We start from the raw sequence: 16,327 nt of genomic DNA, 5'->3' as shown, positions 1-16,327 counted from the left end.
CTGATGTACGTAGGAAGAGATATGACTAAGTTGGATATGATTGCAAAAAACGAATGGAAAGACAGTGAGTTGGCATATTTTCACCAGTCTTTCCAGCAAATTGCGCCTTACCTTAATGAAGAAGGTACAACCATACATCGTGAAATTATTCAGGAAATTGAAGCCAGAGGCGGGCTATCCAGGGATGAAGCCAGCTGGGCAAAAGGAACGACCCCGAAAGCGGATTAAAAAAGCTGAGCCTTTAATTGAGGCTCAGCTTTTGTATTTTTCCATTAAAAATTACTATAGGATTGTCCGCCATCAACGTTTAGTGTGGCTCCCACGACCCACGATGCCCGTTCTGAGGAGAGAAACACCACCGTGTTTGCGATTTCTTCGACCGTTCCGAACCGCTGTGCAGGGATGTTTTGCTGGACATACTGGTTGATCTGATCCGGGTTTTCCTGCAACCGCTTCTGCCAATTTCCTGTAGGATGAAGAACTGACCCAGGGGCAACTCCGCTTACCCGGACGCCATGCCGGATCATCTCATCGGCAAACGACTTCGTAAAGGAAATGAGCGCAGCTTTGCTGGCATTGTAGGTTGGCTTACCCCCAGACTCCCTTCCAAAGATAGAAGAAATATTAATGATGGTTCCCTTCTCATTTTTCATCATATGTTCAGCTGCAAGCTTGCTCATTCCGACAGCTGATAGGTAATTCAAGTGAACGGCCACCTCAAACTCCTCCATACTCGTTTCCAATACTGCCGATCCATTGCTGCCGCCAGCATTATTTACCAATATGTCAATGCCGCCATATTCCTCCGTGAATTCTCGGAGGATCCGCTCCCTGTCCTCCCGGGAAGTAACATCTCCTTGAAGAATGAGAAGTTCGCTGCCCAACTCACCTCTCGTATGTTCAAGGGCTTCCTGGCTGCGTCCGCAGATGCCTACAGAAGCACCTTCTTCCATAAACAGCTTGGCGATGCCCTTGCCCAAACCTTTAGAACCTCCAGTTATCAGTACTCGTTTATTTTCCATATATAAATTCATGCTGTCACCTCTTTTGCCAATTTTTTGATTTTCTGGTGAGATACAGGGAAAGGATAGGTTTCCATTTCTTCAAGCGTCACCCACTTTAAATCACATGCCTCTATTGTTTTATTGCTGCAGTGTCCTTCAAAAAGCTGTATGTCCCATTTTAAATGAGAAAATACATGTTCAATGTTACTTACATGATCGCCGACAGCAGCTGAAATACCCCATTCGGCTTGAAGAAAAACCTTCAGGTCTTCTTTTTCACTTACTCCCCTTTTTTTGACCGGGATGTTCGGAAATTCCCATAGGTTAGCAAGGAGCCCTTCTTTTGGTCTTTTATGAATTAAAAACTTTCCTTCATGATTGCGTAAAATAACAGCAGCCATATCAACGTGTTTCACCTTTGTCTTTTTTTCTTTTACTGGAAGTTCTTTCTGTCTGCCTTGATCAAAAGCCCTGCAGTGATCCTGGACAGGGCAGATCAGGCATGCTGGTGATTTTGGTGTGCAGATAAGAGCCCCCAGCTCCATCATCGCTTGATTAAACGAAGAAGGATCTTCTTTTGATATCAAAGTCCGTACGGCATCTTCAAACAATGTTCTAGTTTTGGCTTTTCCAATATCTTCATAGATGAGCAGTACCCTGGAGAGGACGCGCATGACATTTCCATCAACCGCTGGCTCAGGCACTCCATAAGCAATACTTAATATGGCTCCCGCCGTATAAGGGCCTACCCCTTTTAGCTTTGATATTTCCTCGGCTGTATCGGGCACGATTCCGCCGTATTGCTCAGCCACTTCTTTTACTGCGGTTTGCAAATTACGAACGCGGGAATAATAACCTAAACCCTCCCATGCCTTTAATACCTTTTCTTCCTCTGCTTCAGCCAGATCTTTAAGGGTGGGAAATAACGACAGGAACCGGTTAAAATATGGAATGACCGTATCTACGCGGGTTTGCTGCAGCATGATTTCAGAAACCCATACTCTATAGGGATCTTGATTCAACCTCCACGGGAGATCACGCTGATTCTCTATGTACCAGTTAATCAGATCCTGCTGAAAGCCTTGAATGGGAAAGTCTTGAATATAATCTTCAGAATGATTCAACGTGCTACTCACCTTTCTTTTCAAATGCCCAGCAATGGAGTTTGGCCATTCCGCCCGAAATGAACTTCTCAAGCGGGCCATAAACCGGATGGCTTTCTGAGAGCCTGAGCTGCTTTAATGAATGATAGGAATCACGACTGCCAACATCAAAGCTTTCAACATAGAGAGCGTCTTGATCCAATGCTTTTAGCCAGGAGATATTGCCGGCTCCGTCTTTCTTTAATTCAACTAGCACATTTTGCATTTGATGTTCATATTGTTCAATTATGCCCGGTTTTACTTTATACTCAATGAAAACCGTTAATTTTTGATTCATGATTGATCCTCCAAATTAGAAAATTTTGGTCATCATTTTAATAAAAGTTAGGAGGTGTGTGTATTGGATACTGGAACCCATGTCGTAATGGGATTAGGACTCGGCGGATTAGCCATGCTCGATCCGGCTGTTTCAGCAGATCCAATAACCGCCCATGCAGTACTGCTCGGTACATTGGTTGGTTCACAAGCACCCGATTTTGATACTATTTTAAAATTAAGAAACAATGCCGTCTATATTCGAAACCACAGAGGAATAACTCATTCTGTTCCAGCCCTTTTTATATGGCCGGCCTTGGTCTCACTGATTATTTATATGTTTGTCCCATCCGCAAACGGTCTTCACTTATGGCTGTGGACATCCTTGGCCGTATTTTTACATGTCTTTGTTGATATATTCAATGCTTACGGCACGCAAGCTCTTTATCCCTTCTCCAAAAAATGGGTAGCACTTGGCGTGATCAGCATTTTTGATCCATTTATTTTTTTTATTCATATTGCGGGACTGCTGTTCTGGTATGTCGGCTTTGATCCCGGAAACGCATTTGCCGCTGTATATATCATTATGGCAGGCTACTACCTTCTCAGGATCTGGAACAGGTACAGAATCGCGCAGATCGTACGGAGGAATATCCCGGAAACGATTGAAGTCATCGCTTCACCCACATTAAAATGGAGCCAATATCATCTTGCCATAAAAACAAAGCATCAATTTTTCGTCGCCAATATTAAACAAGGCCGGCTGAAGGTTCTTGACACGTTTGACCGGGTAGAAGTTCCTGAAACTGATGTGATTCACGCTGCGAAAAAGGACAAAAATATTTCAGCGTTTCTCTCCTTCTCTCCGGTTTACAGGTGGGAAGTAGAAAAGAACAATCACGGCCATGAAGTGCGATTTATCGACCTCCGCTATAGGAGCAAGGGACATTATCCATTCGTTGCCCTGGTCCAGCTGGATGAGGATCTAGAAATCATAACCTCCTATACCGGCTGGGTGTACAGTGAGGATCGGCTTCGGAAAAAGATGGACTTCACTCCATCCAAGCTGCTAAAAAATGAGTGATGAAGGAATAAATACCTTCATCACTTTTTTTATCGCTTTTTCTTCAAGTGTTGGAATTTCGGATTCATCGTTTCGTATTCATGCAGTTTGGGTCCGTAGCTCTTGATCCACTGAACGACCATTTCTTCTGTCCGGTTTTTGCCCCCATATTCATACCCCGCTTTAGCTCTTGTTGCCTCAAAGTCCTCCCAGAGCCCTTCGATCCAGCCTCTCGCTTCCTCATAGGTTAAGTTTTGATTCTTCTCTAATAAATTACGGGAAAGCCGGCCAAATCTATCCTCCATTTTTACTTCCTCCTTATCCATTATTTTGCCGTTTCCGGTTCACATTAAAGCGTTTTTTTCAAACCATACTAGGTGGGAACCGATTTTAAGGAGGGTAATCCATGCGAAACAAAGCTAAGAATTTCCCTAATCGGATCTCCTTCTCAGGTGAGCCGAGAGCCAAAGAAGAGTTTTCTTCCAAACGGCCAGATGGATCCATTCAAGACCGACCTCAGGAACGAATGTTTTTATCCAATCGACACCGAGATGATCAATAATTCTTGCGGTTATGATGGACGCCATTCAAACGGCAAAGCCGATCAGGCTTACCTTCAAACACGCAAGCATTATTAGTGCCGGAAAAAGAAGCGGCTCTTGCCGCTTCTTTTTTCATTACTATTGGTGTGTCAGCATTGCAATAGGAAACGCCTCTAGTTCATGGGATCCATTCCGATAACCCCAGGCGAAAATTCCGTTCATATACAATATTTTAAACGTCGATCCCGGATCTCCCTGGATAGGATACGTTTCACCGGCTTCAAAGTCAGATGGATCGAGCAGATACGATTTTGCCATCGTGATTTTTCGTTCATAGACAGAGAACTCACTGACCATCCCCATCTGTTCTGCTTTTTGGGCTTTCGCATGAAGATCCGCTATTTCGGCTGTCAGTTCTGTTTTTGTCATTTCGCTATATCTTTTTTCCATGGTGCGCCTCCGTTCTACTGTGCCTTTAGTATAATAAACATTGGTTAAGAATCCAAACGTATCGGAGTGGTGAATTTATGAAATCAGTGGTTATAACAGGAGGCGGTTCAGGTCTTGGAGCTGCACTAGCCGAAGAATATGGAAAACAATATAAAGTCATCTTGATCGGACGTTCAATCACGAAGCTCAATTCTGTAGCTGACAGGTTGAATTCTAAAGGCTATAAAGCAGATTGCTTCGCTTGTGACATTACCTCGATCGATGAGGTTCAGCATGTTTTCGGACAGCTGCTTCAGCGTGAAGATGTACATATGCTCATCAATAATGCTGGTTCCGGCAAATTTGGTCCATTGGAGGAACTGAGTGTGGATGAGATAGAGGCCATGCTGGATACAAACGTCAAAGGAACGATTTTTACGACAAAAATTTCCTTGCCTTACTTTAAAGATCGGCAAGAAGGAAAGATCATGAACATTATTTCCACTGCCGGACTTAGAGGAAAAGTAAATGAATCAGTATATTGCGCCAGCAAGTTCGCGGTTAAGGGGTTCACCGAAAGTCTCGTTAAAGAACTGGAGGGCACAGGCATTCAAGTAACCGCCGTCTATATGGGAGGAATCGATACACCGTTCTGGGATCACTCGGAACATATAAAGGACAAATCCCGCTTCAAAACACCAGAGCAGGTTGCATTTCAAATCGCTGAAGAAGATCAGGGGCAGCCGGAAATTTTCATTGATCGGTAAGGCCGGACTCTAATAGTTCATCGATCATACCAACCGGAAAGCCTTTGCTGTATAAATGCTGCTTCATCTTGTTTTTGTATTGTACGCCGGAAAATTTTTTATAGCGTCTGTGGGCTTTATTGGCATGCTTTAGCAAAGCCTCCCTCTCCTCCTCATCAGAGCTCTCAAGATCGACCGTTCGAAAAGCCTCTTCTATCACTTCCCAGGAGTATCCTTTTTGCAGGAGCTGCTGGGAAATTTTGTTTTTCCTTTCGTTGTTCGAAATCCCTTTGCTTTGGGTTGATTTCTTTGCAGCAAATTTAATGGCCGACTCGACTTGTTCTTCATATGGAAATTCTTTTAAGGCTGCTTCCGTGTGTCCAGAAGAAATCCCTTTTTGAACGAGTTCCCTCGCTATAACACCTGTTCCCTTGGATGTCGTGTTCTTTCTTGTCCTGACAAACATCCTGGCAAATTCAGCATCATCCAAATAGTTATATTCTTTAAGCCGTTTAATCACTTCTTGAATGACATTTTCCTCATACTCGTTCTTCTTCAAATAATCGTTTACTTCTTTTTCTGACCTCATTCGAAAAGACAGAAACTTCAAAGCCTTGTTAAATCCTTTTTTGATCTCATCATCATATAAAACAGAGCTTAATTCCTCTGTATTGATTTCCAATCCCTTTTTCAGCTTATATTTTATGAGTATGTCAGTATCCACACTGAAACCGAACTCTTCCCCATTTCCATGATCAATGAAAACATTGAAACGGTCGCTGTTCTTTTTTTGCGTCGTAATCTTTGTTATTAAAGCCATTTGGCTCTTCACCTCATTTTCTATAGTTTAGCATAGCCCCTGCGATCCTTACATTTATAGAGCTCTGTAAAAAAAGCCCGCATCAATCTATGCGGGCTTCCCTCCTAACAGCATCTCTTGGCCGATGCTCCGTATTTTTTATTAAGAAAATCATTAAAGAACTCAGCCTCTGTCGGCGGCACAACCTCTGGATGATGCTGCCGAATGTGCTCCACATAAGAATCGTAATCGGGCAGGTTGGAGATTCCTCTTCCGATCTTACGAATGGCCGCCGCCACGCCGTTGATCTTCCTTAGTATGGAGAACTGATTCATCAGGACACCTCGCTGATCGTTGTTTCTTTAAACGGCTCCTCACTTGTTGGGAGTTCTTGTTTTTTAAACCACACTTTGCCCCAAATCCTCATTGCATCAATCAATACTCCAAGAATAAGAAGCATAAAGATACCTGTCAGCACGGCATTCAGCTGATTGTTGAAAATAATCTGCTTGGCCGCTTCAACAGTTGGAATCGTTGGCGGCAGTTTTCCTGCATCCAAAGCCTGCTGAGTGACTTCAGCTTGTTTTAAAAAGCCGATCTTCGGCAGTGCAGAGAAAATTTTCTGCCAGCCAGCGGTTACCGTGACAATCATCAGCCAAGCAAGCGGAGCCAGTGTTACCCAACAATACTTTGTTTTCCCCATTTTTATGATAACTGTCGTTGCAACGATTAAAGCAATGGCTGCAAGCATCTGGTTCGTAATTCCGAATAGCGGCCAAAGCGTATTGATACCTCCCAGCGGATCGGTTACACCTACAACCAGGAAGTAACCCCATCCCGCAACAACAAGTGCGCTGGTTATATATACTGCCGGCATCCAGTCTGTCCGGCCCAAAGGCTTCCAGATGTTGCCCAGCAGATCCTGAAGCATGAATCTGCCTACCCTCGTTCCGGCATCAATGGTGGTTAATATGAAGACGGCCTCAAAAAGAATCGCAAAATGGTACCAGAACGCCATCAGTTCAGGCCCTCCTACAATTTTAGAGAATATATGAGCCATCCCTACAGCCAGCGATGGCGCGCCTCCTGTCCTTGAAAGGATTGAATCTTCATCTACCTGCTGGGCGACCGTATTAATCTCGTCAGCACTCACCGAAAAGCCCCACGAAGAGATAGTTGTTGCTGCGGCGCTAACTTCTGGCCCGATGGCAGCTGCAGGTGAGTTGATCGCAAAATAGATCCCTGGCGATAGAAGCGTTGCTGCGACAAGTGCCATCACTGCAACAAATGATTCCGTAAGCATGCCTCCGTAGCCGATCATGTTGGCATGCCTTTCATTAGCGATCAGCTTAGGAGTCGTCCCGGATGAGATTAAAGAATGGAATCCGGAAACCGCTCCACAGGCAATGGTAATGAATAAGAACGGAAATAGATTGCCTGAAAATACAGGCCCTGTGCCATCAACAAATTTCGTGAGTGCAGGCATTTTAATTTCTGGCATAACAATAAAGATGCCGATAGCAAGCATAGCAATAACGCCCACTTTTAAGAAGGTGCTTAAGTAATCCCTTGGAGCAAGGAGAAGCCAGACTGGAAGTACGGAAGCAAGAAAACCGTAGACAATCATCATGATAGCGATCGTTTTGCCTCCAAATGTGAACATCGGAGCGAGGGTCGCTGAATCTGCTACCCATTGTCCGCTCAGCAAAGCGATCAGCAGAAGGACAAACCCGATGATCGATGCTTCTCCTACTCTTCCCGGCCGGAAAAATTTCATATAGATCCCCATAAACAGCGCGATGGGTATCGTCATGGCGATTGTGAACATGCCCCAGGGACTAGCTTTTAAAGCGTTTACAACAACAAGCCCCAAAACAGCAATCAAGATGATCATAATGGCAAATACGCCGATAAGAGCAAGATATCCGCCGACAGGCCCGATCTCTTCTCTTGCTATTTCTCCGATTGACTTTCCTTTTCGGCGCATAGAGATGATGAGAATAACAAAATCCTGGACACAGCCCGCAAGCACTGCTCCTGCTATAATCCAGATTGTTCCTGGCAGATAGCCCATCTGAGCAGCAAGCGTCGGCCCAACAAGCGGCCCTGCACCAGCAATTGCTGCAAAATGGTGCCCGTACAGCACCCATTTGTTAGTAGGAACATAATCCTTACCATCACTGTATCTTTCAGCTGGTGTAGCCCGTTTTTTGTCCAATCCAAAGATTTTATTTGAGATAAAACGGGAATAAAACCGGTATGCAACAGCGTACGTTGCCAGTGATGCCACAACAAACCATATGGCGTTGATGTGCTCGTCCCTCTGCAGGGCAATTACAGATAAACTTAATCCTCCCGCCAGGGCAATCGCAATCCAAATCATTGTCTTTGTGATTGGATTGCTTCTCTTTTTAATCGTACTCGGCTGTGTTTCCATTAGGCTCCCCCTTAAAAGATTGATATAATTACAAAGTAATTATACCAAATATTCTTAATATTTAAATAAAATAACGGGAAATTAGGAAATGGAGGATATGGCATGAAAATCGCGATTACAGGAGGCACAGGGCTGATCGGTTCAGCAGTAACGGATCTTCTGCTCTCAGATCATAATGAAGTGTACATCTTAACACGTTCAAGAAAAGTGACTGATGACGATAATCTTCATTATGTGGAGTGGCTAGGCTCCTCCAGCTCTCCCGAAAAAGAACTGGATGGTATGGATGCCTTTATTAATCTTGCGGGTGAAAGCATCCACGGCCGATGGACGGAGGAAAAAAAGAAAAACATAATGGAAAGCCGCCTGCAAGCAACAGAAGAAGTCTTGCGCATTCTTGGTAAACTTCCCGAAAAACCATCCGTCCTTGTCAACGCTTCAGCTGTTGGCTATTATGGGAGCGCTGAACAAGAGCGCTTTACCGAACGATCATCACCTAAGAATGAAAATTTCTTATCTGCCGTCGCACAAAAGTGGGAACAAAAAGCGAGTGAAGCAAAAGAACTGGGAATCAGAACAGTCTTCACACGATTCGGGGTAGTCTTAAGCAAAAAAGGCGGTGCTCTTTCTCAAATGGAGATGCCGTATAAGTTATTCGCCGGCGGAAGGATCGGATCTGGACGGCAGTGGATCTCATGGGTTCATCTGGAAGACGCTGCAAGGCTTATTGCATATGCTATAGAATCAGAAATCGAGGGTCCTTTAAACGTCACTTCCCCCTTTCCTGTTCAAAATAACGATTTCGGAAAAGAACTGGGAGAAATCATCCGAAGGCCTCATTGGCTGCCCGCTCCTGCCTTTGCCATAAAAACCGTACTTGGTGAGATGAGTGTACTCATTCTTGAAGGTCAGCATGCCTACCCAGAAAAAGCACTTCAGAGTGGATTTAAATTTCGTTTTCCCAGGCTTCAGGAAGCATTAAAAGATTTACTGAAATAAGTTACAATAGAACTAGAAAAAAATAGAAAATTAGGTGAATGCAGATTGAAAATACTGATTAAAGGAGCTCAGATTTACCCGATTGCCTCTCCCGTTTTGCAAAGGGGGGATCTCTTTATACAAAACGGTAAAATCGTCCGGCTTGCACCCTTCATTGAAGCAGCCTCGGATATGGAGATCATCCAGGCTGAAGGAACTCACCTTATGCCAGGTCTCATCGACGTCCACACACATTTGGGTCTTTATGATGAGGGCACGGGTTGGGCCGGGAACGACGCAAATGAAACAAATGAAGTACTCACTCCTCATATCCGGGCAATCGACGGCTGCCATCCTCTGGACAGCGGCTTTCAGGATGCCATCAAGCATGGCATAACAGCGGTCCATATAATGCCGGGAAGCGCCAATGTAATCGGCGGAACAACATCCGTTATCAAGACTGTTGGAAAAGATATTCGAAAAATGCTGATCAAGGAGCTGGCTGGCCTAAAGCTTGCACTCGGCGAAAACCCAAAAAGAATTCACAGCGGCAGAGAAAACAATTCCATCACTCGAATGGGAATCATGGGAATGCTCCGAGAAGCTTTTTATCACGCCAGAAGCTCTTCTTTTTCAGGAGATTTAAGGATTGTTCCCCTGATCGCTGCCTTAAACCGTGAAATTCCTGTGCGAATACACGCCCACCGAGCGGATGATATCCTCTCTGCTGTCAGGCTGGCCGATGAGTTCAATCTTGATCTCCGTATTGAACATTGTACAGAAGGCCATCTAGTAGCCGAAGAGCTGTCTGGACGGGGGCTCCAGGTTTCAGTCGGCCCAACCCTTACGAGACGATCAAAGATTGAATTGAAGAACAAAACATGGGATACGTATAGAATTCTCACAGACCATGGTATAGAAGTATCGATTACAACCGATCATCCCTATACACCGATCCATTATTTAAATGTGTGTGCAGCTCTTGCCGTCCGCGAGGGCCTGAGTGAAGAGAATGCATTGCGGGGAATTACAATCAATCCAGCAAAAAATCTTGGTGTTGCTGATCGAATCGGCAGCCTGGAGCCCGGTAAAGACGCAGATATCACTATCTGGACAGCGCATCCTTTTCATTTTTATTCTCTTCCGGTGATGACCATGATTGAAGGAAAAATCGTGTATAAAAATAACCAATATTTTCACAAAAAATAAACAAAAAACCTATTTTCTTTTTATAAAAAATAGCATATGATTCAAGTATAAATGAATACGCAAAACCTTAGGGAAGGCAATTGGTGCGCCACCAGAATATCTGGTCCTAGTGGGTTCGATTCCCACCCCGAATTAATTTTTATTCTTAATTCGAGGGTGGGATTTTTCTGCCCTCTAGGAGGGGTTAAATTGTTAAAAAAGCGTGATTTAAACGACTGTCATGTTCTTTTCAATTTAATGGCACACCCTGATGTCTTTCCTTTTGTTCGTCAAAAAGCGGACTCCCTTGAGGAGTTTATGTTTTTGACCAAGCAGACGATCGAAGAAGAAGAACGAGGGGAAACGATTTCCAGAACCATTCTGGATGAGTGGTACAACCCGATCGGAGCCATAAGCTTGTATGACGTTCAGGATGGCTGTGGATTTCTGGGCACCTGGTTAGGACAGCCTTATTTTGGCAAGGGCTACAATAAGCTTGCGAAAGAAAGTTTTCTTTCCGAATTATTTTACGAAAAAGATATTCAGACGGTTTTTATGCGAATACGCAAAAACAATATCCGGTCTCAGAAAGCCGCAGAGAAAATTCCGTATGTCACTTTGGCCAATGAGTCACGGGCCGACATCTATGAGCAGCTGAACCGTGAACGGGATCTTTATAACCTGTATCAGATTGAAAAAGATAACTACATGCTTCATCAGTTAAGGAATCAAAATCATGTGGAAGGTTATGAAGAAGATCAATTGAAAGAAGCTTAATAATTGACGCTGTTTAAGCCAAACTATAAAGGGGATGACTCAGTACAGAACGTTTAACTTGCTGGGTTATCTTCTTTTTTATTATCCAAAAGGGGGAACGGCCTTGAAAAGCAAAAAACGACAGGCTGAAGAACGGAACGCAGACCTTACCAAGACACAGGAGATCCTCTACAAAGAGGAGTTTAAGGCCGCAGACGGCAGGGAAAAAAATGAATACAATAACCATTTATCTTCCCAAACAAAGTAGATGAGTCTTCAATAGGGGCCAGTCAAGTTTCTGCGAAAACTTGCGAAGGAGGAATTTACTGTGGAAAACGAAAAGAACCGATTAACTAATGAAAAGGACGGTCTGACAGAAGCTGATCAACAGCAGCCAGAAGGTGTAGATGTACAGTATTCATCCGAGGTAGCTGACCAGGATGACCGTGAAGCATTAGAGCGTGCAGAAGAAGCCGATCGCCGCCAGCTTAATCGATAAAGAAGAAAAAGCCCTTCTCTATAGAGAACGGGCTTTTTCTGAAAAAATATTATGACTAACTTTATTTCTTGTGGGTAACTTTATCCACAGTCTGTTAATATCGTGGATAACTTTTGTCCTTTTTATAGACTTTGTAAATTTTCAGTCAAATAAATTGGTCTTTATAAAATTTTTATTATTTTGTATATTCACAAGCAGTGGATAACATTGTGGATTGTGTGAATATGTCAGAAAATATCGATTAATAAAATACTTTTCAACAATCATTGTGGATAGATAAAGTTTTTTTCTGTATTGAAGGAAGGAGGTTGATTCTTGATGCAACATAGGGTATCCACATGAAAAAGAAAGGGAAATGGCTCCCTTTCTTTTTTATTTGTCACGAACAAGTGAACATACCACTTCGACATGAGCCGTATGTGGAAACATATCCACAGGAGTAAGGCTTTCCACTTTAAACCCTTCACTTATCAACATGTGGACATCTTTCGCTAACGTGGATGGGTTGCATGAAACATAGACCATTCTTTTCGGCTTGATTTTTCCTACTGTTTTTAAGAAGGCCTGATCACAGCCCGTTCTCGGGGGATCAACCACGATGACGTCCGGCTGCCATCCTTCCTTCAGCCATTTAGGAAGAATTTCCTCTGCTTTGCCTGTCTCATAATGTGTATTAGCAAATCCATGCCGTTTCGCGTTTTCTTTAGCGTTTCTTATAGACTCAGCGAGGACGTCCATCCCTCTGACTTCACGTGCGTCTGGAGCAAGCCAGAGGCCGATTGTTCCAGCACCGCAATACGCGTCCACTACTTTTTCAGTTCCGCTTAACTTCGCCGCTTTCTTCGCTTCATCATACAATTTTACCGTTTGCTTAGGATTCAGCTGAAAGAAGGCGCGAGCCGACAGATCAAAGGACAGTTCTCCTAATTTCTCACCGATGGTTTCCGGCCCTTCCAATGGAAGAGTTTTATCACCGAAAATAATGGATGTTTTCTTATCATTAACGTTTTGAACAATGGATGTAATATAGGGAAGACGTTTCTTGATTTCGGAAACCAGTAATTCTTTACGTGGAATCTTTTGTTGGGCGGTCACTAATACCAACTGTGTTTCCTCTGTTTCAAAGCCTGTCCTGACTACGATCGTTCTGATAATCCCCGTACGTTTTTTCTCATGATAAATGGGGATGTTAAGGTCCTCAAGATTTTTTTTGACAGCATTTGTTACGCGAACCGTCTCAGGGTGCTGTACCATGCACTGATCCAGGTCGATGATGCGGTGTGAATTTAATCCATAGAGCCCCGCAATCACTTTTTCTTTATCTTTGGCTGTTTGAAGCTGGCTCTTGTTGCGGTATTCCCAAGGATGTTCCATTCCGATCGTTGTTTTTAGGGGCAGATTTTCCGGCTTTATCTTCGTATACCGCTCAAAAGCCTGACGGACAACGTCCTGCTTCTCTTTCAGCTGTCCTTCATAGCTCAGGTGCTGTAGCTGGCAGCCTCCGCACTGTTCGTAGATCGGACAGGGCGGAACCACCCGGTCTTTTGATTTTTTGCGGATGCTTTTTACTTTTGCTTCCGCACGGTTGGGATATACTTTTTCTATCTGCGCAGTTATTTCTTCACCAGGAAGAGCACCTGGAACAAAAACAACCGTCCGTTTATAAAAACCAACTCCCTCCCCATTAATGCCAAGGCGTTTAATTTTGAGCGGGATCGTTTTTCCTTTATTTAGTGCGTTTTGTTTGTGGTTGGCTGTTTCTTTTGCCATAGCCATTCACTTCTCTCAAAATAATTTTTTCGATCCATTATAGCATTGTTTACACTCCTGTTCCCACTAACATGTCCAATAACGATGAAAAAAAGCCTTGATCAAGGCTTTTTGGGTGATTCCTTCACTTGTTCATTCTGGATGCTTGAAGCCGGGTCATCCAGGCTTTTGAAAGTATATCCTCGCTTCTTAAGATCATCTATTGCTTTTCCGAGGGCTTCCGCATTATCTCGTGATACGGTGTGCAGTAACAGAATACACCCAGGATGAATTTGTTTCATGATGTGGTTATAGGAGTATTGCCATCCTTGCTGACGGTCAACCTGCCAATCAACAAATGCGAGCGACCAAAACACATGGGTATATCCCAATTGCTTAGATATAGCGATGGACCGTTCACTGAAGACGCCTCTTGGCGGACGAAGATAATGCATCTCTTGTTTTCCAGTGATTTGTGTATATTTCTCTTTGACTGCCGTCAGTTCTTCTTTCATCCGCTGCTCGCTGATCGTCGTCATATCTGGATGATGATTCGTATGGTTCCCAACAGTGTGGCCTTCATTTGCCATTCGTTTAATCAAATCAGGGTGTGTGTTGATAAAGTGCCCCGTAACAAAAAATGCCGCCGGAACTTTTCTGCTTTTTAATGTATCAAGGACATCGTCCGTAAAGCCATGCTCATAGCCGTTATCAAATGTCAAATAAATATCTTTTCGTTTGGGGTCACCAAGAAACAGGCCATCATACTTTTTTAACAGCTGCAAATAGCGCTGATCCGTTGTCGGCGGCATTTCATTTCCTCTCTTCTGGAAATACCATTCGTACCTTGTATTAGACGAAATGACGGGTCCCGCTTGTACTGAATTGGTGGAGATCATGAAAAAAACTGCCGCAATGATTAGACGGATTTTCCATTTTTTCATGTCGTTCACTCCTTTCCATGCTTTATATATATCATGTACTTTTAGTTTCTTTATCTGATATAAACGCATACGAGGGAGTATCTGCCATAAGGAATGTTGAAGCGCCCAATAACGAAAAAAAATGGAGCCGGCCGTACGAGCCAGCTTCCACCACCTTTACTTGAATACAGGTTCTTTAAACTGAGAAAGACGTTCGAGTGATGAGGCCTCGACATCCTGATGCAGGCTGTTTCCATGTGAATCCATTGTAACAACCGCCGTAAAACCTTTAACGTTAATATGCCACATCGCTTCAGGAATACCGAATTCCATCAAGTCTACGCCTTCTACCTTCTGCATACATTCAGCATAGTATTGGGCGGCTCCACCGATGGCGTTCAAGTAAACGCCGCCATGCTCGCCCAGTGCTTGAAGGGTCTTCTTGCCCATTCCGCCTTTACCGATAACCGCACGGATGCCAAATTTTTTCATGATGTCGCCTTGATATGGTTCTTCACGAATGGAGGTTGTAGGGCCTGCTGCTTTCACGACCCAATTTCCTTCTCCATCCTTGGCCATCACCGGACCGCAATGGTAAATGATCTGGCCGTTCAAATCAACCGGTGCATCATGGTCCGTTAAATATTTATGGATCGCGTCACGGCCAGTGTGCATCATTCCATTGATGGTAACCACATCACCGACGCGAAGTTGACGGATTTGTTCTTCCGTAATCGGTGCTTCAAGCGTAACCTGGCGAACCTCGGATTTTTCTTCAAGTGCAGCTGCCGCTTCCTCTTTCATTTTTTCAAAATCGACTTCTTCGCCTTCTTGGTAGAGCCATTCTTGAATCTCACCGCAAACCGGATCAATTTTTACGCCCAAGCGGCGGTAAGCCCAGCAATTATAGGCAACAGACACGAAAAAGCTTGCCGGGATCCGATTGATCACTCCCACTTTACAGCCCAGAAGCGTTGTTTCTCCGCCAAAGCCCATCGTTCCAATCCCAAGCTTGTTGGCGTTTTCCATAACGTATTCTTCAAGTTTGCGAAGATTTTCGTTAGGGTTCACATCATCCGCTGAGCGGAAAAGCATTTCTTTGGCGAGTTCATATCCACTCGTGCGGTCTCCGCCGATGCCGACACCGATGAAGCCTGCACTGCAGCCTTGTCCCTGTGCCTGGTAAACGGAATGCATGATGCACTTTCTAATGCCATCAAGGTCGCGCCCGGCACGTCCAAGTCCCTCGAGCTCAGCAGGAAGGCTGTATTGAATATTTTTGTTTTCACAGCCGCCTCCCTTTAGGATCAAGCGGACATCAATGTAGTCTTCTTCCCACTGTTCAAATTTAATAACGGGAGTCCCTTCACCCAGGTTGTCACCACTGTTATCCCCAGTAATGGAGTCTACGGAATTGGGACGAAGCTTAGCATCACCGGTAGCTTCAGCTACCGCCTTTTTGATTGCCTTTTTCATTTCAATCTGATTAACGTTAACTGGAACTTTAATCTTAAACGTCGGTAGCCCAGTATCCTGACAGATCGGTGAGACATTGTCGTCGGCCATTTTAATGTTCTTCGTAATCGTATCTAAGGACATTGCCGCACGAGTCCCTGAATTCTCCCTTATTTTTGCTGCTGCTATTGCTCTCCGTACATCTTTTGGCAAGTTTGTGGATGTTTCCACGATCAGCTTATACATGCTCTCCTGAAACTTTTCCATGCTCTAACCCCTTTTATTATAGAAGAATAATTTTATCTCATTAAAACCATCTCCATTATAACAAAAAGGATAAA

At 44.0% G+C, this 16,327-nt stretch carries 20 protein-coding genes; 9 read left to right on the top strand and 11 right to left on the bottom strand.

The window, feature by feature from the left end; genetic code table 11:
* Positions 1–3: 3 nt before the first annotated feature.
* Positions 4–228 carry a cytosolic protein gene (locus tag ABHN01_RS09590; RefSeq protein WP_429875354.1) on the top strand — a complete coding sequence of 75 codons (225 nt, stop codon included), beginning with the start codon at positions 4–6 and terminating at the stop codon, positions 226–228.
* Positions 229–272: 44 nt separating this feature from the next.
* Here ABHN01_RS09590 and ABHN01_RS09585 read toward each other — a convergent pair whose 3' ends face one another.
* Genes ABHN01_RS09585 through ABHN01_RS09575 form a run of 3 tightly spaced genes read right to left on the bottom strand, consistent with a single transcriptional unit; the run spans position 273 to position 2,444 of the window.
* Positions 273–1,034: an SDR family NAD(P)-dependent oxidoreductase gene (locus tag ABHN01_RS09585; protein WP_429875353.1), complete on the bottom strand. Its 762-nt coding sequence runs from the start codon at positions 1,032–1,034 to the stop codon at positions 273–275.
* The gene (gene mutY, locus ABHN01_RS09580; RefSeq protein WP_429875352.1) at positions 1,031–2,128 is read right to left on the bottom strand and encodes an A/G-specific adenine glycosylase; all 1,098 of its coding nucleotides are present in this window, start codon (positions 2,126–2,128) and stop codon (positions 1,031–1,033) included. Before mutY ends, ABHN01_RS09585 begins: the two co-directional genes overlap by 4 nt.
* A 4-nt stretch (positions 2,129–2,132) precedes the next feature.
* Complete coding sequence (locus ABHN01_RS09575; protein ID WP_429875351.1) at positions 2,133–2,444, bottom strand: hypothetical protein; 312 nt, start codon at positions 2,442–2,444, stop codon at positions 2,133–2,135.
* A 63-nt stretch (positions 2,445–2,507) separates the two neighbouring features.
* Here ABHN01_RS09575 and ABHN01_RS09570 point away from each other — a divergent pair, with 63 nt between their 5' ends.
* On the top strand, positions 2,508–3,506 hold the full coding sequence (locus tag ABHN01_RS09570; protein ID WP_290401331.1) for a metal-dependent hydrolase: 999 nt from the start codon (positions 2,508–2,510) through the stop codon (positions 3,504–3,506).
* 29 nt (positions 3,507–3,535) lie between these two features.
* Here the strand turns inward: ABHN01_RS09570 and ABHN01_RS09565 are convergent, their stop codons facing one another.
* Positions 3,536–3,790 carry a YfhJ family protein gene (locus tag ABHN01_RS09565; RefSeq protein ID WP_429875350.1) on the bottom strand — a complete coding sequence of 85 codons (255 nt, stop codon included), beginning with the start codon at positions 3,788–3,790 and terminating at the stop codon, positions 3,536–3,538.
* A 101-nt stretch (positions 3,791–3,891) separates the two neighbouring features.
* On the opposite strand from ABHN01_RS09565, the gene sspK reads away from it, so the two are divergent.
* Entirely contained in the window at positions 3,892–4,047 is a 156-nt protein-coding gene (gene sspK / locus ABHN01_RS09560; RefSeq protein ID WP_053355666.1) for a small, acid-soluble spore protein K, read from the top strand.
* Between the two features lie 118 nt (positions 4,048–4,165).
* Here sspK and ABHN01_RS09555 read toward each other — a convergent pair whose 3' ends face one another.
* On the bottom strand, positions 4,166–4,477 hold the full coding sequence (locus tag ABHN01_RS09555; RefSeq protein ID WP_429875349.1) for a YfhH family protein: 312 nt from the start codon (positions 4,475–4,477) through the stop codon (positions 4,166–4,168).
* A 77-nt stretch (positions 4,478–4,554) separates the two neighbouring features.
* Here ABHN01_RS09555 and ABHN01_RS09550 point away from each other — a divergent pair, with 77 nt between their 5' ends.
* Complete coding sequence (locus ABHN01_RS09550; RefSeq protein ID WP_429875348.1) at positions 4,555–5,223, top strand: SDR family NAD(P)-dependent oxidoreductase; 669 nt, start codon at positions 4,555–4,557, stop codon at positions 5,221–5,223.
* On the opposite strand, the gene recX is transcribed toward ABHN01_RS09550, so the two are convergent.
* The 3 genes from recX to ABHN01_RS09535 all read right to left on the bottom strand — a co-directional run bounded on the left by recX (position 5,210) and on the right by ABHN01_RS09535 (position 8,438).
* Positions 5,210–6,022 carry a recombination regulator RecX gene (gene recX / locus ABHN01_RS09545; RefSeq protein WP_429875347.1) on the bottom strand — a complete coding sequence of 271 codons (813 nt, stop codon included), beginning with the start codon at positions 6,020–6,022 and terminating at the stop codon, positions 5,210–5,212. The genes ABHN01_RS09550 and recX overlap by 14 nt on opposite strands.
* 104 nt (positions 6,023–6,126) lie before the next feature.
* A complete protein-coding gene (locus ABHN01_RS09540; protein WP_290401326.1) occupies positions 6,127–6,336 on the bottom strand; it encodes a YbdD/YjiX family protein in 210 nt (69 codons plus the stop codon).
* Positions 6,336–8,438 (bottom strand): carbon starvation CstA family protein, encoded by a 2,103-nt coding sequence (locus ABHN01_RS09535; protein WP_429875346.1) that lies wholly within the window; start codon positions 8,436–8,438, stop codon positions 6,336–6,338. The genes ABHN01_RS09540 and ABHN01_RS09535 overlap by 1 nt, the downstream gene beginning before the upstream one ends.
* A gap of 102 nt (positions 8,439–8,540) precedes the next feature.
* On the opposite strand from ABHN01_RS09535, the gene ABHN01_RS09530 reads away from it, so the two are divergent.
* The 5 genes from ABHN01_RS09530 to ABHN01_RS09510 all read left to right on the top strand — a co-directional run bounded on the left by ABHN01_RS09530 (position 8,541) and on the right by ABHN01_RS09510 (position 11,859).
* Complete coding sequence (locus tag ABHN01_RS09530; RefSeq protein WP_429875345.1) at positions 8,541–9,437, top strand: TIGR01777 family oxidoreductase; 897 nt, start codon at positions 8,541–8,543, stop codon at positions 9,435–9,437.
* Positions 9,438–9,482: 45 nt separating this feature from the next.
* The gene (locus ABHN01_RS09525) at positions 9,483–10,625 is read left to right on the top strand and encodes an amidohydrolase (protein ID WP_429875344.1); all 1,143 of its coding nucleotides are present in this window, start codon (positions 9,483–9,485) and stop codon (positions 10,623–10,625) included.
* Between the two features lie 189 nt (positions 10,626–10,814).
* Positions 10,815–11,381: a GNAT family N-acetyltransferase gene (locus tag ABHN01_RS09520; protein WP_429875343.1), complete on the top strand. Its 567-nt coding sequence runs from the start codon at positions 10,815–10,817 to the stop codon at positions 11,379–11,381.
* Between the two features lie 103 nt (positions 11,382–11,484).
* The gene (locus ABHN01_RS09515) at positions 11,485–11,628 is read left to right on the top strand and encodes a YfhE family protein (protein WP_429875342.1); all 144 of its coding nucleotides are present in this window, start codon (positions 11,485–11,487) and stop codon (positions 11,626–11,628) included.
* Between the two features lie 60 nt (positions 11,629–11,688).
* Positions 11,689–11,859 carry a YfhD family protein gene (locus ABHN01_RS09510; RefSeq protein WP_429875341.1) on the top strand — a complete coding sequence of 57 codons (171 nt, stop codon included), beginning with the start codon at positions 11,689–11,691 and terminating at the stop codon, positions 11,857–11,859.
* A 372-nt stretch (positions 11,860–12,231) separates the two neighbouring features.
* On the opposite strand, the gene rlmD is transcribed toward ABHN01_RS09510, so the two are convergent.
* The 3 genes from rlmD to ABHN01_RS09495 form a co-directional block, all read right to left on the bottom strand.
* A complete protein-coding gene (rlmD, locus tag ABHN01_RS09505) occupies positions 12,232–13,635 on the bottom strand; it encodes a 23S rRNA (uracil(1939)-C(5))-methyltransferase RlmD (protein ID WP_429875340.1) in 1,404 nt (467 codons plus the stop codon).
* 95 nt (positions 13,636–13,730) lie between these two features.
* The gene (pdaA, locus tag ABHN01_RS09500) at positions 13,731–14,552 is read right to left on the bottom strand and encodes a delta-lactam-biosynthetic de-N-acetylase (protein ID WP_429875339.1); all 822 of its coding nucleotides are present in this window, start codon (positions 14,550–14,552) and stop codon (positions 13,731–13,733) included.
* A gap of 156 nt (positions 14,553–14,708) precedes the next feature.
* Positions 14,709–16,253 (bottom strand): fumarate hydratase, encoded by a 1,545-nt coding sequence (locus tag ABHN01_RS09495; protein WP_429875338.1) that lies wholly within the window; start codon positions 16,251–16,253, stop codon positions 14,709–14,711.
* Between the last annotated feature and the right edge of the window lie 74 nt (positions 16,254–16,327).

The sequence above is a fragment of the Fictibacillus sp. NRS-1165 genome, assembly GCF_050468105.1.
GTDB lineage: Bacteria > Bacillota > Bacilli > Bacillales > Fictibacillaceae > Fictibacillus_C > Fictibacillus_C terrinigri.
This window is presented reverse-complemented; position numbering and strand designations above follow the sequence as displayed.